General features: G+C 71.9%; 17 protein-coding genes. 12 read left to right on the top strand and 5 right to left on the bottom strand.

Going from position 1 to position 19,428, the window contains the following annotated elements:
- Window positions 1-60: 60 nt before the first annotated feature.
- The gene (locus BLP38_RS06625) at window positions 61-1,308 is read right to left on the bottom strand and encodes a sugar ABC transporter substrate-binding protein (protein WP_091354815.1); all 1,248 of its coding nucleotides are present in this window, start codon (window positions 1,306-1,308) and stop codon (window positions 61-63) included.
- 143 nt (window positions 1,309-1,451) lie between these two features.
- Entirely contained in the window at window positions 1,452-3,473 is a 2,022-nt protein-coding gene (locus BLP38_RS06620) for a beta-galactosidase (RefSeq protein WP_091354812.1), read from the bottom strand.
- 181 nt (window positions 3,474-3,654) lie between these two features.
- On the opposite strand from BLP38_RS06620, the gene BLP38_RS06615 reads away from it, so the two are divergent.
- From BLP38_RS06615 to BLP38_RS06605, 3 genes are all read left to right on the top strand, one after another.
- Window positions 3,655-4,668, top strand: a complete 1,014-nt coding sequence (locus BLP38_RS06615) for a LacI family DNA-binding transcriptional regulator (protein ID WP_091354808.1) — start codon at window positions 3,655-3,657, stop codon at window positions 4,666-4,668.
- A gap of 63 nt (window positions 4,669-4,731) precedes the next feature.
- Window positions 4,732-6,300, top strand: a complete 1,569-nt coding sequence (metG, locus tag BLP38_RS06610; protein ID WP_091354805.1) for a methionine--tRNA ligase — start codon at window positions 4,732-4,734, stop codon at window positions 6,298-6,300.
- The gene (locus BLP38_RS06605) at window positions 6,297-7,199 is read left to right on the top strand and encodes a TatD family hydrolase (protein WP_091354801.1); all 903 of its coding nucleotides are present in this window, start codon (window positions 6,297-6,299) and stop codon (window positions 7,197-7,199) included. The genes metG and BLP38_RS06605 overlap by 4 nt, the downstream gene beginning before the upstream one ends.
- Here BLP38_RS06605 and BLP38_RS06600 read toward each other — a convergent pair.
- Entirely contained in the window at window positions 7,178-8,206 is a 1,029-nt protein-coding gene (locus BLP38_RS06600) for a LacI family DNA-binding transcriptional regulator (protein WP_091354798.1), read from the bottom strand. The genes BLP38_RS06605 and BLP38_RS06600 overlap by 22 nt on opposite strands.
- The gene (locus tag BLP38_RS06595) at window positions 8,203-9,474 is read right to left on the bottom strand and encodes a glutamyl-tRNA reductase (RefSeq protein ID WP_091354794.1); all 1,272 of its coding nucleotides are present in this window, start codon (window positions 9,472-9,474) and stop codon (window positions 8,203-8,205) included. Before BLP38_RS06595 ends, BLP38_RS06600 begins: the two co-directional genes overlap by 4 nt.
- A 128-nt stretch (window positions 9,475-9,602) precedes the next feature.
- Here BLP38_RS06595 and hemE point away from each other — a divergent pair, with 128 nt between their 5' ends.
- Genes hemE through hemL form a run of 8 tightly spaced genes read left to right on the top strand, consistent with a single transcriptional unit; the run spans window position 9,603 to window position 17,895 of the window.
- Entirely contained in the window at window positions 9,603-10,655 is a 1,053-nt protein-coding gene (gene hemE / locus BLP38_RS06590; protein WP_231916599.1) for a uroporphyrinogen decarboxylase, read from the top strand.
- Entirely contained in the window at window positions 10,652-12,013 is a 1,362-nt protein-coding gene (locus BLP38_RS06585) for a protoporphyrinogen/coproporphyrinogen oxidase (RefSeq protein WP_091354791.1), read from the top strand. The genes hemE and BLP38_RS06585 overlap by 4 nt, the downstream gene beginning before the upstream one ends.
- Window positions 12,003-12,686: a hydrogen peroxide-dependent heme synthase gene (gene hemQ, locus BLP38_RS06580; RefSeq protein WP_091354787.1), complete on the top strand. Its 684-nt coding sequence runs from the start codon at window positions 12,003-12,005 to the stop codon at window positions 12,684-12,686. The genes BLP38_RS06585 and hemQ overlap by 11 nt, the downstream gene beginning before the upstream one ends.
- Window positions 12,683-13,921, top strand: a complete 1,239-nt coding sequence (locus BLP38_RS06575; protein ID WP_091354783.1) for a ferrochelatase — start codon at window positions 12,683-12,685, stop codon at window positions 13,919-13,921. Before hemQ ends, BLP38_RS06575 begins: the two co-directional genes overlap by 4 nt.
- Window positions 13,918-14,835 carry a hydroxymethylbilane synthase gene (gene hemC / locus BLP38_RS06570; protein WP_091354780.1) on the top strand — a complete coding sequence of 306 codons (918 nt, stop codon included), beginning with the start codon at window positions 13,918-13,920 and terminating at the stop codon, window positions 14,833-14,835. Before BLP38_RS06575 ends, hemC begins: the two co-directional genes overlap by 4 nt.
- The gene (locus BLP38_RS06565; protein ID WP_091354776.1) at window positions 14,832-15,602 is read left to right on the top strand and encodes a uroporphyrinogen-III synthase; all 771 of its coding nucleotides are present in this window, start codon (window positions 14,832-14,834) and stop codon (window positions 15,600-15,602) included. The genes hemC and BLP38_RS06565 overlap by 4 nt, the downstream gene beginning before the upstream one ends.
- On the top strand, window positions 15,599-16,594 hold the full coding sequence (hemB, locus tag BLP38_RS06560; RefSeq protein ID WP_091354773.1) for a porphobilinogen synthase: 996 nt from the start codon (window positions 15,599-15,601) through the stop codon (window positions 16,592-16,594). The genes BLP38_RS06565 and hemB overlap by 4 nt, the downstream gene beginning before the upstream one ends.
- Window positions 16,591-17,895, top strand: a complete 1,305-nt coding sequence (hemL, locus tag BLP38_RS06555; RefSeq protein WP_091354768.1) for a glutamate-1-semialdehyde 2,1-aminomutase — start codon at window positions 16,591-16,593, stop codon at window positions 17,893-17,895. The genes hemB and hemL overlap by 4 nt, the downstream gene beginning before the upstream one ends.
- Before the next feature lie 93 nt (window positions 17,896-17,988).
- Here the strand turns inward: hemL and BLP38_RS06550 are convergent, their stop codons facing one another.
- Complete coding sequence (locus tag BLP38_RS06550) at window positions 17,989-18,411, bottom strand: YkvA family protein (RefSeq protein ID WP_091354765.1); 423 nt, start codon at window positions 18,409-18,411, stop codon at window positions 17,989-17,991.
- A gap of 54 nt (window positions 18,412-18,465) precedes the next feature.
- Here BLP38_RS06550 and rsmA point away from each other — a divergent pair, with 54 nt between their 5' ends.
- Window positions 18,466-19,305: a 16S rRNA (adenine(1518)-N(6)/adenine(1519)-N(6))-dimethyltransferase RsmA gene (rsmA, locus tag BLP38_RS06545; RefSeq protein WP_091354761.1), complete on the top strand. Its 840-nt coding sequence runs from the start codon at window positions 18,466-18,468 to the stop codon at window positions 19,303-19,305.
- Window positions 19,306-19,428: the final 123 nt, after the last annotated feature.

The following is a 19,428-nucleotide window of genomic DNA, read 5'->3' as shown; positions in this document are numbered from 1 at the left end:
CCCTCTCGAGGAAAGTGGTCTCCGGGGGCGGGGCGTGGCCGCCCCGCCCCCGGAAGTGTGTCAGCCGATGGTCTTCTCGAGGTCGGCGACCATGGTGGTCCAGGTCGCCTTGGGGTCGGCGCCCTTGATGATCTGCACCTGCGCGGCGTTCCAGAGGTCCCACACCGATCCCATCTGGGGGATGTTGGGCATCGGAACGCCGTTCTGCGACGAGGCGACGAAGCCGGCGATCACCGGGTCGGACGAGACCTCTTCGGCGAGGTCGGACCAGGCCGGGATGCGCGGGTCGGCCTCGTACAGGGCCTTCTGCGCGTCGTAGGTCGCGAGGTACTTCGTCAGGAACTCCTGAGCGACCAGTGCGTTCTTGCTCTCGGCGCTGATGTAGAAGCCCTGCACGCCGACGAACGGCGACGCGGTCTCGTCACCGGCCGAGGGGATCGGGTTGACCTTGATCTTCGCGCCCTGTGCGGTCAGCGCCTCGACGGCCCACGGACCCTGGATCGTGTACGCGGCCTTGCCCGAGGCGAACAGCTCGTTGTTGGTGTCGTAGTCGATCGTGGTCGAGATGTCGCCCGAGCCCTTCTCGCCGTTCTCGCCGAGCCACTCGGCGAAGGCGTCGCCGGCGTCGCCGCCCATGCCGACCTCGGCCGTGTACGAGCCGGAGTCGTCCTGGACGAAGACCGGGGCGCCGAACGAGGTCTGGAACCCGTACATCGTGTACGCGTCACCGGTCTGACCGGCCGTGTTGATGACGACGGGACGCTCAGCGCCCGCCTCCTTGGCCGCCGCGATCATGTCGTCCCACGTCGCGGGGGCATCCTCGCCGACGAGGTCGGTGTTCTGCACGAGGGCGATCGTCTCGAGCGAGTACGGCAGCGCGTAGGTCTGGCCTTCGTAGGTGAACGCGTCGGTGGCGACCTTCTCGAAGTTCGCCGCGGACTCGCCGAGGTCGACGGTGGCCACGACACCCGCCTGGACGAGGCTCCCCAGCCAGTCGTGCGCACCGATCGTGATGTCGGGGCCCTCGCCGGTCGGGACCTGGTTGGTGAAGTCGTTGCGGATGTCCTCGAAGTTCTTCTGGACGAGCTCGATCTTCGCGCCGGTCTCCTCCTCGAACGTCTTCGCCGCAGCCTCGATGGCGGGCTTGCGGTTCTCGTCGGTCCAGACGGTGAGGGTCACGCCGCTCGCGTCGATCGGAGCCGCGGACTCGGACTGTGCCGGGGCGGTGTTGCCGCTGCCGCCGGCGCAACCGGCCAGCAGCAGGGAGCCGGCCGCCAGTGCGGCGATGCCGATACCCATCTTGCGCATGGATCTTCCTTCCGGATGTGGTCGCTCCGGCGGCCCTCTTGCGAGGTCGCGCCGTCACGACCGGGGTGTGATCGCCGCAGCCGGGTGGCCGCGACGGGTTTTCTCTCAGTGCGTTCGACGGTGTCCCGTCGTGGGGCGATCGGTCATCGATCCCCCCGAGGAGCTGTGTGCGCCAGGCGGACGACGGCGACGTCGCCTCCCGGGAGCACCAGCGTGTCCCGGACCTCGGCCTGCGCCAGCAGGTCGGTTCCGGTGGTCGTGAGCGACACCTCACTGGTGCCGTGGTTGATGGCGACGAGGTAGTCCGCGTCGCGTCCGTGACGGACGATCGTCTCCACGCCGTCGGGCGTCGCCGGGATCTCGAGGCCGGCGTCGGCGTAGACCTCGCGCATGATCGCGCGGAGGCCCTCGGCATCCGGTCGCGTGCTGATGTACCAGCCGACACCCTGACCGTGGACGTTCCGCGTCACGGCGGCCCGGCCCTCCGCAGGGCCGGAGGTGTACGTCCCGCGGACGTCGGCGGTGGTGACGACGAGGTCCTCCTGCCAGACATCGGCGGCGAAGTCCTCGTCGTCGACGCGGATGCCGGTGACGTGTCCTTCTCGCAGGGGCAGGTGCTCCTCGACGCGGACGCCGAGCGCGTCCGCCAGCACGGCGCCGTACCCGCCCGGGTGGACGGCGTCGTTCTCGTCGACGACAGCCGAGAAGAACGAGACGACGAGCGTCCCGCCCTGAGCGACGTAGGCGGTGAGGTTCGCGGCATCCGCTGCGGTCAGCAGATACTGCGACGGGACGACCACCAGGCGGTAGCGCGAGAGGTCGTGACCCGGGAGGGCGAAGTCGACGGTGATGTCGTCGCGCCAGAGCCGCTCGTAGAACGCGCGGATGCGCTCGTCGTGGCTGACGTCCTCGGAGGGGCGCCACTCCAGGTCCTGCGCCCAGAACGACTCGAAGTCCCACAGGACGGCGACGTCGGCCTCGACGCGCGACCCCTGCACCTCGGCCAGGCGGCCGAGCTTCGCGCCGAGGTCCACGACCTCGCGGAACACCCGCGACTCGGTTCCGGCGTGGGGGAGCATCGCGGAGTGGAACTTCTCGGCGCCGGAGCGTCCGGCGCGCCACTGGAAGAAGAGGATGCCGTCGGCTCCGCGACCGACGTGGCTCAGGGAGTTCCGGGCCATCTCGCCGGGGCGCTTCGCGATGTTCCGCGGCTGCCAGTTGACGGCGGAGGTGGAGTGCTCCATGAGGATCCAGGGCTTGCCGCGGCCGACGGAGCGGCTGAGGTCGGCGGCGATCGCGAGCCCGATCTCACCCTCCTCGTCGGCTGCCCACAGATAGTGGTCGTCCGAGATGATGTCGACCTCGTCGGCCCAGGCCCAGAGGTCCACGCCGTGGTGCTGGTTGGCCATGAAGTTCGTCGTGATGGGCTGCGAGGCGTGCGCGCGGATCGCGTCCTTCTCGGTGCGGAAGCACGCGCGGAGCATCTCGTCGGTGAACCGGGCCCAGTCGAGCTTCTGCGCCGGGTTGATCGTCGAGGGGGCGGCGGCGGGCGCGCCGACGTGGTCCCACTGCTCGTAGTGCTGACCCCAGAAGGCGGTGCCCCAGGCGGCGTTGAGCCCCGCGACATCGCCGTACTTCTCCTGCAGCCACAGGCGCCAGGCCCGGACGGAGTGCGGGGAGAAGTCCTCGCCGACGGGCACGCCGTATTCGTTGTGGATGTGCCAGAGGACGACGGCGGGGTGGTCGCCGTACCGCTCCGCGAGGGCTCCGGCGATGCGGGCGATCGCGGTGCGGTACTCGGGAGCGGAGTGCGACACCATGCCGCGCGCGCCGAAGCCCATCGGGACGCCGTCCTTCGTGACGGCGCGGGCGTCGGGGTACTGCGCGAAGAACCAGGCCGGGGGAGAGGCGGTCGGGGTGCCGAGGTCGACGGCGATGCCGTTCGCGTGCAGGAGGTCGATGATCTCGTCGAGCCAGGCGAAGTCGAACTCGCCCTCGCGGATCTCGAGGAGACCCCACGAGAAGATGCCGATGCTCACCATCGTGATGCCGGCTTCGCGCATCAGGCGCACGTCGTCGTTCCAGACCTCGCGGGGCCACTGCTCCGGGTTGTAGTCACCGCCGTAGGCGATGCCGTCCAGTCGCGGCCAGGCGGGGGTCGTCATGCTGCGGTGCCATCCTCATCGATCGAAGCGCTGACCGGTGCCGCGGTGAAGCGACTGGGACCGGTAACAGGTACGTCTGGAAGTGTAAATCGGATGCCGCGTCCCACCGGCCCCCGTTACCGAACTGTGACCGGTCCCAGAAGTGATCGGCGCCGTCGCCGCCGGGGTATAGAGTCAGCGCGTGGTTCTCCCTTCCGAACGCAGACGTCCCACCATCCGCGACGTCGCGGAGGTCGCGGGGGTGTCGCACGGGACGGTGTCGCGCGTCATCAACGGCGGACGCTGGGTGTCGGAGGAATCCCGCCTCGCCGTCGAAGAGGCGATCCACGCGACCGGCTACACCGTCAGCCACGCGGCCCGCTCTCTGGCGACCGGTAGGGCGAACTCCGTCGCGTTCCTCCTGACCGAGCCGCAGCACCTGCTCTTCGCCGATCCCACCTTCGCCCTCCTGCTGCGCGGGGCGACGGAGGCCCTCGCCGCCCGGGACATGACGCTCGTCCTCCTCATCGCGGAGCACCCCTCGCAGTACGCGAACATCGAGCGTTACGTCCGTGCCGGCCACGTCGACGGCGTCCTGCTCATCTCGTCGCACGAGTCCAATCCTCTGCTGGCCGCGCTGACCGAAGCCGGCGTGCCGACGGTGTGCACGGGCGTCCCTCTCGGCGACCGGGCGCACGTGCCCACCGTCTCCGTCGACGAGGAGGCGTCGGCGCGCGCGATGACCCGTCATCTGATCGGCCGCGGTTACGAGCGCATCGCGATCATCACGGGTCCCGACGACACCCCGGGCGGCCGGTACCGGTTGGTCGGCTTCCGAGACGAGATGGGCGAGCGCTTCGACCCCTCACTCGTCGAGCAGGACGTCTACTCCAGTGACGCGGGCGAGGCCGCCATGACGCGACTCCTCCGACGGGCACCCGACATCGACGCCGTGTTCGCGGCATCCGACATCATGGCCGTCGGGGCGATCGCCGCCCTCCGCAAAGCCGGACGACGCGTCCCCGAGGACGTCGCTGTCGCCGGTTTCGACGACTCGGGGCTGGCGGCCACCACCGACCCGCCGCTCACCACGATGCGCCAACCGTGGACGGAGATCTCGCGGCGCATGGTCGAGGTGCTGCTCGAGGTCGTGGACGGCGGTCCCGGCCAGTCCATCGTGCTGCCGACCACGCTCGTACCGCGCGCGAGCGCCTGAGTCGCTCGACGGGGCGCCCGTCATGAACGACGGGGGTCGTCGCGTCGCCCGTAGAATCTCCAGGTGACTTCCGGCGGCTCCTTCTACATCACCACCCCCATCTACTACCCGAGCGATCTGCCCCACATCGGGCACGGGTACACGTCGGTGGCGGTGGACACGCTCGCGCGCTGGCACCGCCAGTCGGGCGACGACACCTGGATGCTCACCGGCACCGACGAGCACGGGCAGAAGATGCTCCGTGCCGCGACGGCGAACGGCGTCACGCCGCAGGAGTGGGTCGACAAGCTCGTCGAGGAGTCCTGGTTCCCGCTGCTGAAGACCCTCGACGTCGCCAACGACGACTTCATCCGCACGACGCAGCCCCGCCACGAGGAGCGCGTCAAGACCTTCGTGCAGGCGCTCTACGACAGCGGGTACATCTACGCGGGTGAGTACGAGGCGCTGTACTGCGTCGGTTGCGAGGAGTTCAAGCCCGAGGCCGAGATCGTCGACGGCACCGGCCCCTTCGAGGGCCTCAAGGTCTGCGCGATCCACTCGAAGCCGCTCGAGCTGCTGCAGGAGAAGAACTACTTCTTCAAGCTCAGCGAGTTCCAGGACCGCCTGCTGGAGCTCTACAAGACGCAGCCCGACTTCGTGCGCCCCGACTCTGCCCGCAACGAGGTCGTCTCCTTCGTCCGCTCGGGCCTCAAGGACCTGTCGATCTCGCGGTCCGCGTTCGACTGGGGCATCCGCGTGCCGTGGGACGATTCGCACGTCATCTACGTGTGGGTCGACGCGCTGCTGAACTACGCGACCGCCGTCGGGTACGGCGACGACCCGGAGCAGTTCGAGCGTCGCTGGCCGGCGTATCACGTCGTCGGCAAGGACATCCTCCGCTTCCACGCCGTCATCTGGCCCGCGATGCTGATGGCCGCGGGTCTCGAGGTGCCGAAGGGGATCTTCGCGCACGGGTGGCTGCTCGTCGGCGGCGAGAAGATGTCGAAGTCGAAGCTCACGGGCATCGCGCCGACCGAGATCACCGACGTGTTCGGATCGGATGCCTACCGGTTCTACTTCCTGTCGGCGATCGCCTTCGGCCAGGACGGCTCGTTCTCGTGGGAGGACCTGTCCGCGCGCTACCAGGCCGAGCTCGCCAACGGGTTCGGCAACCTCGCCTCGCGCACCGTCGCGATGATCGGTCGCTACTTCGACGGCGTCGTGCCGGCTGCGGGTGAGGCCGCCGAGATCGACCTGCGGGTGCAGCGGACCGTGGCGGATGCCGCGACTGCCGCCGACGCCGCGATGACGGCGTTCCGTCCCGACGAGGCGATCGCAGCGATCTGGACGATCGTCGACGAGCTCAACGGTTACATCACCGAGAACGAGCCGTGGGCGCTCGCGAAGGACGAGGACAAGCGCGAGCGGCTGTCGACCGTGCTGTACACGGCGGCGGAAGGACTGCGAGCCCTCGCCGTGCTGCTCTCGCCCGTCATGCCGCAGTCGACGGCGACGCTCTGGGGTGCGCTCGGTGCTCCCGGCGAGCTGACGGCTCAGCCGCTGCGCGACGCCGGGACGTGGGGCCAGCTTCCCGCGGGGAGCCGGGTGGGTACGCTCGCGCCGCTGTTCCCCCGCGTCGAGCAGACCGCATGACGACGGACCGGACGGACCCGACGGACCCGAGCGGCTACGTCCGGCAGCGCGAGCAGTCGGCGCGCGACGTCCGCTGGCCGGACGCGCCCGAGCCCCTGCGTGTAGCTGTCTACGACAACCACACGCACCTCGAGATCGAGGACGGCGACGAGCCGCGCGGCCTCGACGAGCAGCTCGCCCTCGCGGCCGGCGTCGGTGTGGCGGGTGTCGTGCAAGCCGGCGGCGACATCGACTCGTCGCGCTGGTCCGCGTGGGCCGCGGCATCCCACCCGGCGGTGCTGGCAGCCGTCGCCATCCACCCGAACGAGGCACCGGCGTACAAAACGGCCGGGCGCCTCGACGAGGCGATCGCCGTCATCGACGAGCTGGCTGCGCAGCCGCGTGTGCGGGCCGTGGGCGAGACGGGTCTGGACTTCTTCCGCACGGACGCGGATGGCATCCCCGCGCAGGTCGAGAGCTTCGAGGCTCACATCGACATCGCGAAGCGCCATGGCATCGCGATGCAGATCCATGACCGCGACGCCCACGACGCCGTCCTCGAGACCTTGGAGCGGGTCGGAGCGCCCGAGCGCACGGTCTTCCACTGCTTCTCGGGCGACGCGGGCATGGCCCGCTACTGCGCCGACCGCGGCTATTGGCTCAGCTTCGCCGGGAACGTGACGTTCAAGAACGCGCAGAATCTGCGGGATGCCCTCGCGGTCACTCCGCGTGAGCGGATCCTGGTCGAGACCGACGCCCCCTTCCTCACGCCCGTGCCGCACCGCGGGCGCCCGAACGCTCCGTACCTCGTGCCGGTCACGGTGCGATTCCTCGCGGCGGAGCTCGGCATCGACCTCGACGACCTGTGCGCACAGCTGGCGCAGAACACCCTCGAGGTCTACGGAGCCTTCACCGACTGAGCCGCCTGAGCGGCGACGAGGCTCGCCGTGAGAGGCGGGCGCGTCGTCGCTCCGGGGACGAGCTCCCACGGCAGGTCGACGACGCGAGGCCCCTCGTCCAGGAGGGCGGCCGGAAGCGTCTCGAACATCGCCTCGGCGGCGAGGTCGGGACGGATGCAGACATGGGTGACGCCCAGTCGGCGGTTGACGGCGCAGTCGGTCGTGCAGAGGGCCACCAGCTGGACGTCCCGCGGGATCACGAGGCGCATCTCCTCGAGCTGGAGGTAGACGTCGGGCCCGTCTTCGGCGCCCGCGAAGACGGCGTCGGCGCCGTCGGCAAGGGCGTCGGTGAGGAGGCGGGGGAGCGTCCTGCGGGACGGGTCGACGGCGCGCACGAGCGGCTCGCGTCCGCGCACCGAACTCCAGATCTCGTACGCCGCGCGCCCGATCTCGTCGCGGGGCTCCCGCCCCTCCTCTGTCAGGAAGAGGATCCGCTTGGCCCCTGCGCGCTCGAGCTCGTCGAGTCCGGCACGGACGGCGGCGTCGTACCCGGTGCGGATGCTGAGGCCGCGCGAGCCGTCGACGAACTGATCGTCGGCGACGATCGGGATGCCGCGGGCGATGGCCGCCTGGAGCAGAGGCTGATTGCCCCGCGCGTCGGGCACGTAGAGGGCGTCCAGGGTCGTGCCCGAGATCAGATCGGGGTTCGAGTCGGGGAGGACGGTCACGGTGAAGCCGTGGGCGGCGGAGGCGCGGACGAGCGAGATGAGTTTGCGCGCGCGCTGCAGTTCGCCGCGCCGGTCGGTCTCGGCGTCGTCTACCATGACGAACCCGACGGTCATCGTCCGGCCGCTGCGGAGGGCGGTGGCGTGCCGGTTGGGCACGTAGCCGAGTTCGGCGGCGATCGCCTTGATGCGCTCGCGCGTCTCGGGACGCATGCTGCCGCGATCGTTGAGCGCCTGGCTGATGGCCGCCGTCGACACGCCTGCGGCGCGCGCGATGTCCTTCAGCGTGACGCTCGGGCTCACGGCTGTTCGCCCTCGTCCGGCGAGATGCCCTCGCGACCGCCCGGAAGGACCGTGCGGATCGCCTCGGCCCACTCGGTGCCCGCGCCCGAGGAGGCGAGCGTGTGGCCGCGGGCGATGAGCTGGTGCATCAGGACGCCCGAGAAATGGCGCAGGGCCGTCTCGACCTCGGGCGAGTCGCCGCGGCGCCGTGCGCGTGTCAGTTCCTCGTCGAGGACCCCGTGGACGAACCCGCGGAGGTCGACGACCGAGGGTGCGACCTCGTGCACGCGGCGGGCGGCGGCGTGGCGCTGCGCGGCGGCCTGCACGATCTCGCGGGCCTGACCGACGGTCTCGGCCTCGTCGACGGGGGCGTGAAGACGGATGGTCTCGAGGTCGAGCAGTTCGACGCCGGGCAGGAGCGCGACTTCGGGGTCGACGTTGCGGGGCAGACCGAGGTCGATGACGACCTGGGCCCGTGTGCTGCCCGCGCGGGCCGTCGCGTGCGAGAACGCCTCGAGGGCGAAGGTGTCGGTCGTCGCCGTACATGTGACGACGACGTCCGCGCCGGCCGCCTCCGCGGCGTAATCCGCGGTGCTCACGTGGACCAGGTGCTCGCGATTCGCGAACCGCTGGCGTCCGGACCGGGAGTGCACGCGGATGTCGGTGGCGCCGACGGCGCGGAGGGCGGCGAGCGCCGCCGCGGCGTAGCGCCCGGTGCCGACGAGCAGGACGCGCGCGGTGTCCCAGTCGACGCGGGAGCTCACGAGGTCGACGGCGAGACGGACGAGCGAGCGGCCGGATTCGCCGAGGCGCGTCGTGTTCTTGACGGCACGGGAGGTCTCGGTCGCGCGTTGGAAGAGGTGCTCGAGGGGTGCGGTCGTCAGGCCGCGGCCGCGGGCGGCCTCGAGGGCGCGCCGCACCTGTCCGGCGATCTCGTCCTCGCCGACGGCGACCGAATCGAGGCCCGATGCGACGGTGAAGAGGTGGTGGGCGACCTGGTTCCCGTGGGCGAAGTCCACGTTCTCGCGCAGCGACCGGTAGTCCATCTCGGCGGCACCGGCGATCGCCTCCATCGCGGCATCCATCGCGGGGACGGGGGAGGCGAGGTCGGGCTCCTCAGCGAGGTCGAAGTAGGCCTCGAAGCGGTTGCAGGTGGCGAGGACGACGGCGCCGCGCACCGAGTCGTGGACCGCGGACAGGCGCTCGGCGAGGTCGTCGCCGACCGTCGAGAGCCGCTCGAGCGAGTCGAACGGTGTGGAGCGCTGATGCGCGGTCAGGCAGACGAGCACGGTGCGGAGAACCCCCTTGGATCGCGACTAGTATATCGATTAACCGATTCGAGGAGTTCATCATTCCCGGCCTCAGCCACCCTCTCGTCGCCGCACGCACCCGCGAGTCGCGACTCGTCCGTGCACTCCTGGGCGACCGTCCCGACAACACCCCCGTCTGGTTCATGCGCCAGGCGGGTCGTTCGTTGCCGGAGTACCGGGCGCTGCGGTCCCAGGGGACGATGCTCGACGCGTGTCTCGACCCCGCTCTGGCGAGCGAGATCACGATGCAGCCCGTGCGCCGCCACGGCGTCGACGCGGCCATCTTCTTCAGCGACATCATCGTTCCGCTCGCGCTCCTCGGCATCGACGTCGAGATCGCCGCCGGGCGGGGCCCCGTGTTCTCCGAGCCCCTGCGCACCGCCGCCGACATCGCCCGCACGACGGCGATCGACCCGGCGCTCGTGACAGAGCGCGGTGAGGCCATCGCGGATGCCGTCGGTCGCACGACGGCGATGCTCGCCGATCTGTCCGAGGAGCGCGGCGAGCCGCTGCCGCTCATCGGGTTCGCCGGCGCTCCCTTCACCCTTGCGGCCTATCTCGTCGAAGGCGGACCGTCGAAGGATCACCTCGCCGCCCGGCGCCTCATCCACGAGGATCCCGCGGCGTGGCAGGACCTCACGATGTGGCTCGCCGAGGTCACGGGCCGATTCCTCGCCCTCCAGATCGAGGCGGGCGCCAGCGCCGGACAGCTGTTCGACTCGTGGGCGGGTGGCCTGAACCCCGATGACTACCGCGCGTCGGTGCTCCCGGCGTCCGTCGCCGCGCTTCAGCACGCCCGGTCGCTCCCGCTCCCGGAGGGCGTCGACCGCCTGCCGCTCGTGCACTTCGGCGTCGGCACGGGCGAGATCCTCGCCGACATGGCGACGCCCGACATCGACGCGCTCGGCGTGGATTACCGAGTGCGCCTGAGCGACGCGCGTCGCCGCATCGGTCGTGACCTCACGCTGCAGGGCAACCTCGACCCGGCGCTGCTGTTCGCGCCCGAGGCGGTGCGGACGGCGGAGGTGCACCGCATCCTCGAGGATGGCCTGGCCGCCCGCGCCCACGTCTTCAACCTCGGTCACGGCGTGCCCATGGAGGCCGACCCCGACGCCATCTCGGCGGTGGTCCGGACCGTCCACGATTGGCGGGCGCCGTGACCGTCGACGTGACCCACGACGTCGTCATCGTCGGCGGCGGCATCGCCGGCCTGACGATCGCGTGGGAGCTCGCCCGCGCGGGTCGGGACGTCGTCCTCGTCGAGGCGTCCGAGGACGCCGGCGGGATGCTGCGTCGAGGTGCGGTCGCCGGCCTCGACGCCGACCTCGGCGCGGAGTCGTTCGCCACCCGGACGACGGGGGTCGCCGACCTCGTCGCCGACGCGCGCCTTCCCGTCCAGCTCGTCGAGCCCGCACCCGCCGGCGCCCACGTCGCCTTCCGCCGCCGGTCCGGTCGGGTGGACCGGGCGCCCCTGCCCCGCCGCGCTCTCGTCGGGATGCCCGCCGACCCGACGGCCGCCGACGTCGTCCGCATCATCGGCCGCGCCGGCGCTCGGCGCGCGGCGCAGGAACGCTTGATTCCCTGGTCGAGCGGTCCCGAGCCGACGCTCGCCGAGCTCGCCACGAGCCGCTACGGTGCGCGCGTCACGGCCCGCCTCGTCGAGCCGCTCTGCCGAAGCGTCTACTCGCAGGCGGCCGGCAGCGTGCGTCTGTCCGCGCTCCACCCGGTGCTGTGGGAGAGGGCAGAGGCCCTGGGCTCGCTGACGGCGGCGGTCGACGCGCTCGCGCCGGCCGTCCGCGCCGGATCCGCCGTCCGCGGCGTCGAGGGCGGGCTCTGGCGTCTCGCCGCGGAGCTCCACGCCGCAGCGCTCCGCGCGGGCGCCGTCATCCGCACCGGTGCGCCCGCCCACGCCGCCACGGCGACGACCGTCGAACTCGACGGCGAAACCCTCTCCGCGCGCGCCGTGGTCCTCGCGACCGGGCCGACGGCCGCGGCAGGGCTCCTCCACGTCGAGGTCGCTCCCGCGCCGCCGGTCGGACTCATCGTCGCCGAGGTCGTCGCCGACGCCTTCGACGCCTTCCCGGTGGGGTCCGGGGTCATCGCCGCCCCCGACGTCGACAGTGCGGCGAAGGCGCTGACCCACGTCGACGCGAAGTGGGAATGGGCCGCGGCCGCTCTCCCCGCCGGCACTCACCTCGTCCGCCTCTCCGCGCAGGAAGGTCGCCAGGGGGAACTGACGGATGCCGCCGGTGCCGCGACCGCGATCCGCACCCTGACCGGGGTCCGCATCTCGCCCGCCGACGTGCGACGCGTCATCCCGATCGCGTGGCCGGACGCCGTCGCGACCCCGTCCGCCCGCGCGGCGGTCACCGAGGCTGCGGCGACCCGCGGCATCCGACTCGCGGGAGCTGTCGCGGCCGGAACCGGACTCGCCTCGGTCATCCCGCATGCGCGAGCCCTCGCCGCCGCCCTCACGTCCTCTCCCACCCCTTCCGAAGGAGCACGTCATGTCCGCTGACGAGACTGTCCCCGGCCTCGGCTACACCCTCTTCGCGATCCTCGCGGGTCCGCGTCCCCGTGCGGGGACCCCGTCGCCGAGCGATCTCGACGCCCTGCGTGCTGTCGCCGAGGGACTCCCCGCGGACGGCGTCACGCTGCGCGGTCTGTACGACGTCACCGGCATGCGCGCCGAGGCGGACCTCATGGTGTGGCTGCACGGCGAAGATCCCGCCGCTCTCCAGAAGGCTCTGCGGCAGCTGCGTCGGACCTCTCTGCTCGCTTCCTTCACCAACGTGTGGAGTGCGATGGGCGTGCACCGCGAGGCCGAGTTCAACAAGCGTCACGTGCCCGGCTACCTGCGCGGCGAGCACGCGCGAGGCTGGCTGTGCCTCTACCCCTTCGTCCGCAGCTACGAGTGGTACCTGCTCCCCGAGGACGAGCGCTCGCGGATGCTCGCCGAGCACGGCCGCAAGGGCGCCGCGTTCCGCGACGTCGTCGCGAACACGGTCTCGACCTTCGGGCTCAGCGACTACGAGTGGCTGCTGCCGCTCGAGAGCGACGACCCGATCAGCCTCGTCGACATGATGCGGGAGCTCCGGGCCACCGACGCGCGTCGCCATGTGCGCGAGGAGGTCCCGTTCTACACCGGCCGTCGCGTGGAGATCGATGAACTGGCGGAGGTGCTCTCGTGAGCGCACAGAACATCGGCGCAGTGAACCCCGAGTTCCGTCCTAAGCCGCCGCGGGCGAGCGGCGTGGTCGTCGCCGAGGGCGCCGTCATCCCGAACGCGACCGAGGGGGCGCGCGCGGGCGATCCGCACGCGACGATCCCCGTCGACTACGACGGGATCCTGCTGCTCGGCTTCGGCGGACCCGAGGGACAGGACGACGTCATCCCGTTCCTGCGGAACGTCACGGCGGGCCGCGGCATCCCCGACGAACGTCTCGAGGAGGTCGCGCACCACTACCGTCACTTCGGCGGCGTGTCGCCGATCAACGAGCACAACCGCGAGCTGAAGGCGGCGCTCGACGCCGAGCTCGCGTCCCGCGGACTCGACCTGCCCGTCTACTGGGGCAACCGCAACTGGATGCCGTACGTCACCGACGCGATCGACTCCGCCGTTGCGGACGGGCGACGCAAGCTCCTCGCGATCGCGACGAGCGCGTACAGCTCGTACTCGTCGTGCCGGCAGTACCGCGAAGACCTCGCCGATGCCGTCGAGGCCACCGGCCACCAGACCGACGTCCAGATCGACAAGGTCCGGCAGTTCTTCGACCACCCCGGCTTCGTGGCGCCCTTCGTCGACGGCATCCGTGCGGGCATCGCCGAGCTCGCCGAGCGCGGTGTCACCGACCTCGCGAACGAGGTCGAGATCCTCTTCTCGACCCACTCCATCCCGACCTCCGACGCCGATCGTTCCGGCCCGCCCGAGCGCGGATTCGGCCCCGGCGGCGCCTACGTCGCCCAGCACCTCGCCGTCGGCGAGGAGATCATCTCGCGCCTCGGCTTCCCCGGCGCGTGGCAGCTCGTCTTCCAGAGCCGTTCCGGCCCGCCGCAGGTGCCGTGGCTCGAGCCCGACATCAACGACGCGATGCAGGAGCTGCCCGGCCGCGGCCGGAAGGCGGTCCTCATCGTGCCCCTCGGCTTCGTGAGCGACCACATGGAGGTCATGTGGGACCTCGACACCGAGGCGATGGAGACGGCGGAGGAGCTCGGCCTCGTCGCCGTCCGCACCGCGACCCCCAGCACGCACCCGACCTACGTCGCCGGTCTCGTCGACCTCGTCGAGGAGCGCCTGAAGGGCACTCCGGCTGCCGAGCGCCCCGCCGTGACGGGCCTCGGTCCCTGGTACGACGTGTGTCGTCCCGGTTGCTGTGAGAACAAGCGCCTCGGCTTCCAGCCGGCTCTGTCGGGGGTCGCGCCGTGACCGGCGCCTTGCGCCTCGGTACTCGGGCGAGCCTGCTCGCGACGACCCAGTCGCAGCATGTGGCGGATGCCGTGGCCGCGGCATCCGGTCGCGATGTCGAACTCGTGCCGATCACCAGTGAGGGCGATGTCCTCACGGGGCCGCTCGCGCAGATGGGCGGCACGGGCGTCTTCGCGACGGCGCTTCGCGATGCGCTCCTGCGGGACGAGTGCGACTTCCTCGTGCACTCGATGAAGGACCTGCCGACGGCGCCGTTCCCCGGCATCGTGGTGGGCGCCGTGCCGGTGCGCGCGTCGCAGCGCGACATCCTGCACTCCCGCGACGGGCTGACCCTCGATGCGCTGCCCGCCGGCGCCCGTGTCGGCACCGGTTCGCCACGACGCGTGGCCCAGGTGCTCGCGCGCCGCCCCGACCTCGTCGTCGAGGGCATCCGCGGGAACGTCGACAGTCGCCTGCGCAAGGTCGCCGACGGTCAGTACGACGCGATCGTCCTCGCCGAGGCTGGCCTGCGACGCATCGGGCGCGACGCCGCGATCACCGAGGTCCTCGACTGGCCGACCTCGGCCGCGCAGGGCGCGCTGGCCGTCGAGATCCGCGACGGGGATGCCGCCGTGGCCGACGCCGTTCGCCTCATCGAGCACGCCGACACGGCTCTCGCCGCGACCCTCGAGCGCGCCGTGCTGCGCCGGCTCGAGGCCGGCTGCGCCGCGCCCGTCGCGATCGACGCAGAGCACCACGGCGACACGGTGACGCTGGTGGCCCACGTGTACGCCGAGGACGGGCGCCGGTCCGTCGTCGCGTCCCGTCGCCTCGACCCGCACATCGATGCGGATGCTGCTGCTGCCGACGTCGTCGCCGAGCTGCTCGAGGGCGGTGCCGCCGACCTCGCCGATCTCGCGGGGTCGTCGCGATGAGCGGTGCGTTGCACGGCGCACGCGTCCTCGTCCCCCGCGCGGGGGCGTGGGGGGAGCGGGTCCGCGCCGACCTCGCCTCGCGGGGCGCGGAGGCCGTGGTCGCGCCGCTGATCTCGTCTGCGCCGCCGCGCGACACGACGACCCGCGATCGCGCGTTCGCCGCCCTCGCGGACGGTGCGTACGCCTGGCTGTTCGTCACCAGCGCCGCGAGCGTGGAGCAGCTTCGTCAGCACGGTGTGGTGATCCCCGCGACCACCCGGATCGCCGCCGTCGGCCGGGCGACCGCCCGCGCCGTCGCCGACGCCGGGTGGGAGGTCGACTTCGTCCCGGCGGGTGCCTCGTCGGCTGTGGCGCTGGTGACCCAGTGGTGCGCGGCCCGCACGCCCGCCATGACCGGTCGCGCCCTCGTCGTTCGCAGCGACCTCGCGCAGGCCGTCGTGAGCGACGAGCTCGAGGTCCGGGGCTTCGCCGTCGACGTCTGCATCGCGTACCGCACGATCGGCGTCGACCTCGCGCCCGCCGTGGTCGAGTGGCTCCGGTCCGGGCACATCGGCGTCGTCCTGCTCACGTCGCTGAGCGTCGGACGCGAGCTCCGCCGGCAGGTCGGGGGCCTCCCGGCATCCACCCTCGTCGCCTCGATCGGTCCCGGCACGACCCGCGACGCCACCGCCCTCGGGTTCACCGTCGGCCACACCGCCCAGAGCCAGAGCATCGACGCGCTGATCGCCGAGCTCGACGCCCGCGTCCTTTCGGAGAAGTCCTCATGACCTCGTTTCCCACCCGCCGTCTCCGCCGTCTCCGCGGCACGCCCGCCCTGCGCCGCCTCGCCGCCGAGCACCACCTCGTGCCGTCGCAGCTCGTGCTGCCGGTGTTCGTGAAGGAGGGCATCACCGCCTCGCAGCCCATCGCGAGCATGCCGGGGGTGTCGCAGCATCCGATCGACGCGATCGCCGACGTCGTCGACGAGGCCGCCGCCGCGGGCATCGGCGGGATCATGCTCTTTGGCGTTCCCGCCGTCCGCGACGCGGTCGGGAGCGGCGCGACCGACCCGGACGGCATCCTCAATCGCGCGATCGCCGTCGCGGCGCGCGCCGCCGCGGGTCGCCTCACGGTGCAGGCCGACCTGTGCCTCGACGAGTTCACCGACCACGGCCACTGCGGTCTGCTGGCCGCCGACGGCTCGGTCGACAACGACGCGACCCTCGAGGTCTATGCCGAGATGGGCGTCGCGCAGGCCCGCGCCGGCGCCGACGTGCTCGGCCTCTCGGGGATGATGGACGGCCAGGTCGCGGCGGTCCGCGCGGGACTGGATGCCGCCGGCTTCGCGCACGTGGCGATCCTCGCCTACTCCGCGAAGTACGCCTCCGCCTTCTACGGCCCCTTCCGCGACGCCGTCGAGTCGACCCTCCAGGGCGACCGCCGCACGTACCAGATGGACCCCGCGAACGCGCGCGAGGGCGTCGAGGAGGCCCTCGTCGACATCGCCGAGGGCGCCGACGTCGTCATGGTCAAGCCCGCCATGCCCTACCTCGACGTGCTCGCCCGCGTCTCGGACCGCTCGAACGTGCCGGTCTGGGCGTACCAGGTGTCGGGGGAGTACGCGATGATCGAGCACGCCGCCGCGGCCGGTCTCATCGACCGCGAGCGCGCCATCGGCGAGAGCCTGCTCGGCATCCGGCGCGCCGGTGCCGACGTCATCCTCACCTACTGGGCCGTCGAGGTCGCGCACTGGCTGCGCGCCGGGAAGGAACTCGCATGAGCCGCAATCAGGAGCTTTTCGACCGTGCCCGCGGAGTGATCCCCGGCGGTGTCGACTCGCCCGTCCGGGCCTACGGCTCGGTCGGTGGGACGCCGCGCTTCATGGTGTCGGCGCAGGGCGCCTACGTGACGGATGCCGACGGCCGCGACTACGTCGACCTCGTCGCCAGCTGGGGTCCCGCCCTCCTCGGCCACTCGCACCCCGCCGTCGTGGACGCGGTGGTGGCAGCTGCGCGCCGCGGCCTCTCGTTCGGTGCGCCGACGGCCGCCGAGACGGAGCTCGCCGAGGAGATCCGCTCGCGCGTCCCCGCCGCCGAGCGGATCCGCCTCGTCTCGACCGGCACCGAGGCGACGATGACGGCGATCCGTCTCGCACGAGCCGCGACCGGCCGCGACCTGCTGATCAAGTTCGCCGGGCACTACCACGGGCACTCCGACGGCCTGCTCGCGCAGGCGGGCTCGGGCCTCGCGACCCTCGCCCTGCCCGGCTCGGCGGGCGTCCCGGCTCCGATCGCGGCGCAGACCCTCGTCATCGGTTACAACGACCGCGCCGCCGTCGAGGAGGTGTTCCGCGCCCACGAAGGCCGGATCGCCGCGATCATCACCGAGGCCGCCGGCGCGAACATGGGCGTCGTGCCCCCGGCATCCGGCTTCACGGCGTTCCTCTCCGAGATCGCCCGCCGGAACGGGGCGCTCCTCATCAGCGACGAGGTGCTCACCGGGTTCCGGTCATCGCGCTCGGGCTACGCCGGTGTGCTGGATGCGGCGGGGGAGCACGTCGTCCCCGACCTCATCGCGTTCGGCAAGGTCATCGGCGGCGGGCTCCCCGTCGCCGCGGTCGCCGGTCGTGCCGACATCATGGACCTCCTCGCGCCGAGCGGCCCCGTCTACCAGGCCGGCACGCTGTCGGGGAACCCGGTCGCCGTCGCCGCGGGACTCGCGACCCTCTCGAACGCCGACGACGCGGTGTACCGCACGCTCGACTCGGTGGCGCACACGGTCGCGGACGCGGCATCCGCCGCGCTGACGGATGCCGGGGTGCCGCACGTCGTGCAGTGGGCGGGGACGCTGTTCAGCATCTTCTTCGGCGAGTCCGTCGTGAACGGCGTGCCCGACTACGCGACGGCGACGTCGCAGGATGCCGACGCCTACGGACGGTTCTTCCACGCGATGCTCGAGGGCGGCGTCTCGCTGCCGCCGTCGGCCTTCGAGGCGTGGTTCGTCACGGCCGCGCACGACGACGCGGCGATCGGCCGGATCCTCGACGCGCTGCCCGCCGCCGCGAAGGCGGCCGCCGGCTGAACGACCGTTCGGGCGACGACGGCACGACGCGTCGCCCGGACCTCGTCCCGCCCGCCCCTCGGGATCATTCCCGTCCCGGCGGTCGCGCACCCGTCAGCGCCTGCGTAAGCGACCGACGAGAGCGAGCACGCTGTCGAGTCCCGCCGCAGTGCCCGGCCAGTGCCGTTCGAGGGCGTCCCTCCCGGCGTGACGCAGGGCAAAGCGCAGGGCGATGACCACGACGATCGCATCGTCCGCGTACCCGAGCACGGGGATGACGTCGGGCACGAGGTCGATCGGCGACAGCAGGTAGACGAGGAGCCCACCGAGCCACCAGCGGACGGCCCGGGGCACCGTGCCGTCCGCGACCAGGCGGCGGATCAGGCGCACCACGTCGGGGACGAGCCGCACCGCCTCGCGCCAGTCGATCGTGCCCCCGGAACGTCGCACCTGCACCCACAGCACGACGAGCAGGGCGACCCACAAGAGGACGACACCGCCGACGATGCTCGCCGCGATCACCCAGCCGTCCGACATGAGCCCATCATCCCTTGATCGGCGGCACGAGGCCCGGCAACTAGGCTGGAACCCATGCCCGTCACCCTCCTCGGAGCCGCCGAGATCCGCGCCCTCGCCGCCGACCTCGACGTCACCCCGACCAAGAAGCTCGGGCAGAACTTCGTCGTCGACGCCAACACGGTCCGCAAGATCGTCACGGCCGCGCGCGTGACATCGGCCGACCGCGTCGTCGAGGTGGGGCCGGGTCTCGGCTCGCTGACCCTCGCCATCCTCGAGACCGGCGCCCCGGTCACCGCCGTCGAGATCGACCACCGCCTCGCCGAGCGCCTGCCGGCCACAGCCGCGGCGCACGGCGTGCCCGACGGTGCGCTCACCGTCGTGGCCCAGGACGCCCTGCGGGTGAGCGAGCTCCCCGGCGACCCCGACGTCCTCGTCGCGAACCTGCCGTACAACGTCAGCGTCCCGGTGCTCCTGCACTTCATGGAGCACTTCCCGACCATTCAGCGCGGCGTCGTCATGGTGCAGGCCGAGGTCGGCGAACGCCTCGCGGCTCCGTCGGGCTCGAAGATCTACGGTGCTCCGAGCGTCAAGGCCGCCTGGTACGGCACGTGGCGCCTCGCCGGCACCGTCTCGCGTCAGGTGTTCTGGCCCGTCCCCAACGTCGACAGTGTCCTGGTCGGCTTCGAACGGGATGCCGCGGCGCGCGGCACCGAGGAGGAGCGTCTGCGCGCCTTCGCGATCGTCGACGCGGCGTTCCAGCAGCGCCGCAAGATGCTCCGCCAAGCGCTGTCCACCGTGCTCGGCGGCTCGTCCGCCGCGGCCAGCGAGGTGCTCGAGCGCGCCGGCGTGGCACCGACTGCCCGCGGCGAGGAACTCACGATCGAGGACTTCGTCCGCATCGCCCGCGCCTGACCGCTCGGCATCCGTCATCTCCTCCCGACGCGACACACCACCTCGTTCTCAGCGAGTTCGCGCGTCGTTCATCGCGGGTTCCCGAAACATCCCGGTAACGTGACGGAGCAAGGCGGGGGCACC

Origin of the sequence: Microbacterium sp. LKL04 (genome assembly GCF_900102005.1) — a bacterium.
Lineage (GTDB): Bacteria > Actinomycetota > Actinomycetes > Actinomycetales > Microbacteriaceae > Microbacterium.
The sequence above is the reverse complement of the archived record's forward strand: the minus strand, read 5'-3'. Positions and strand labels throughout refer to the sequence as shown.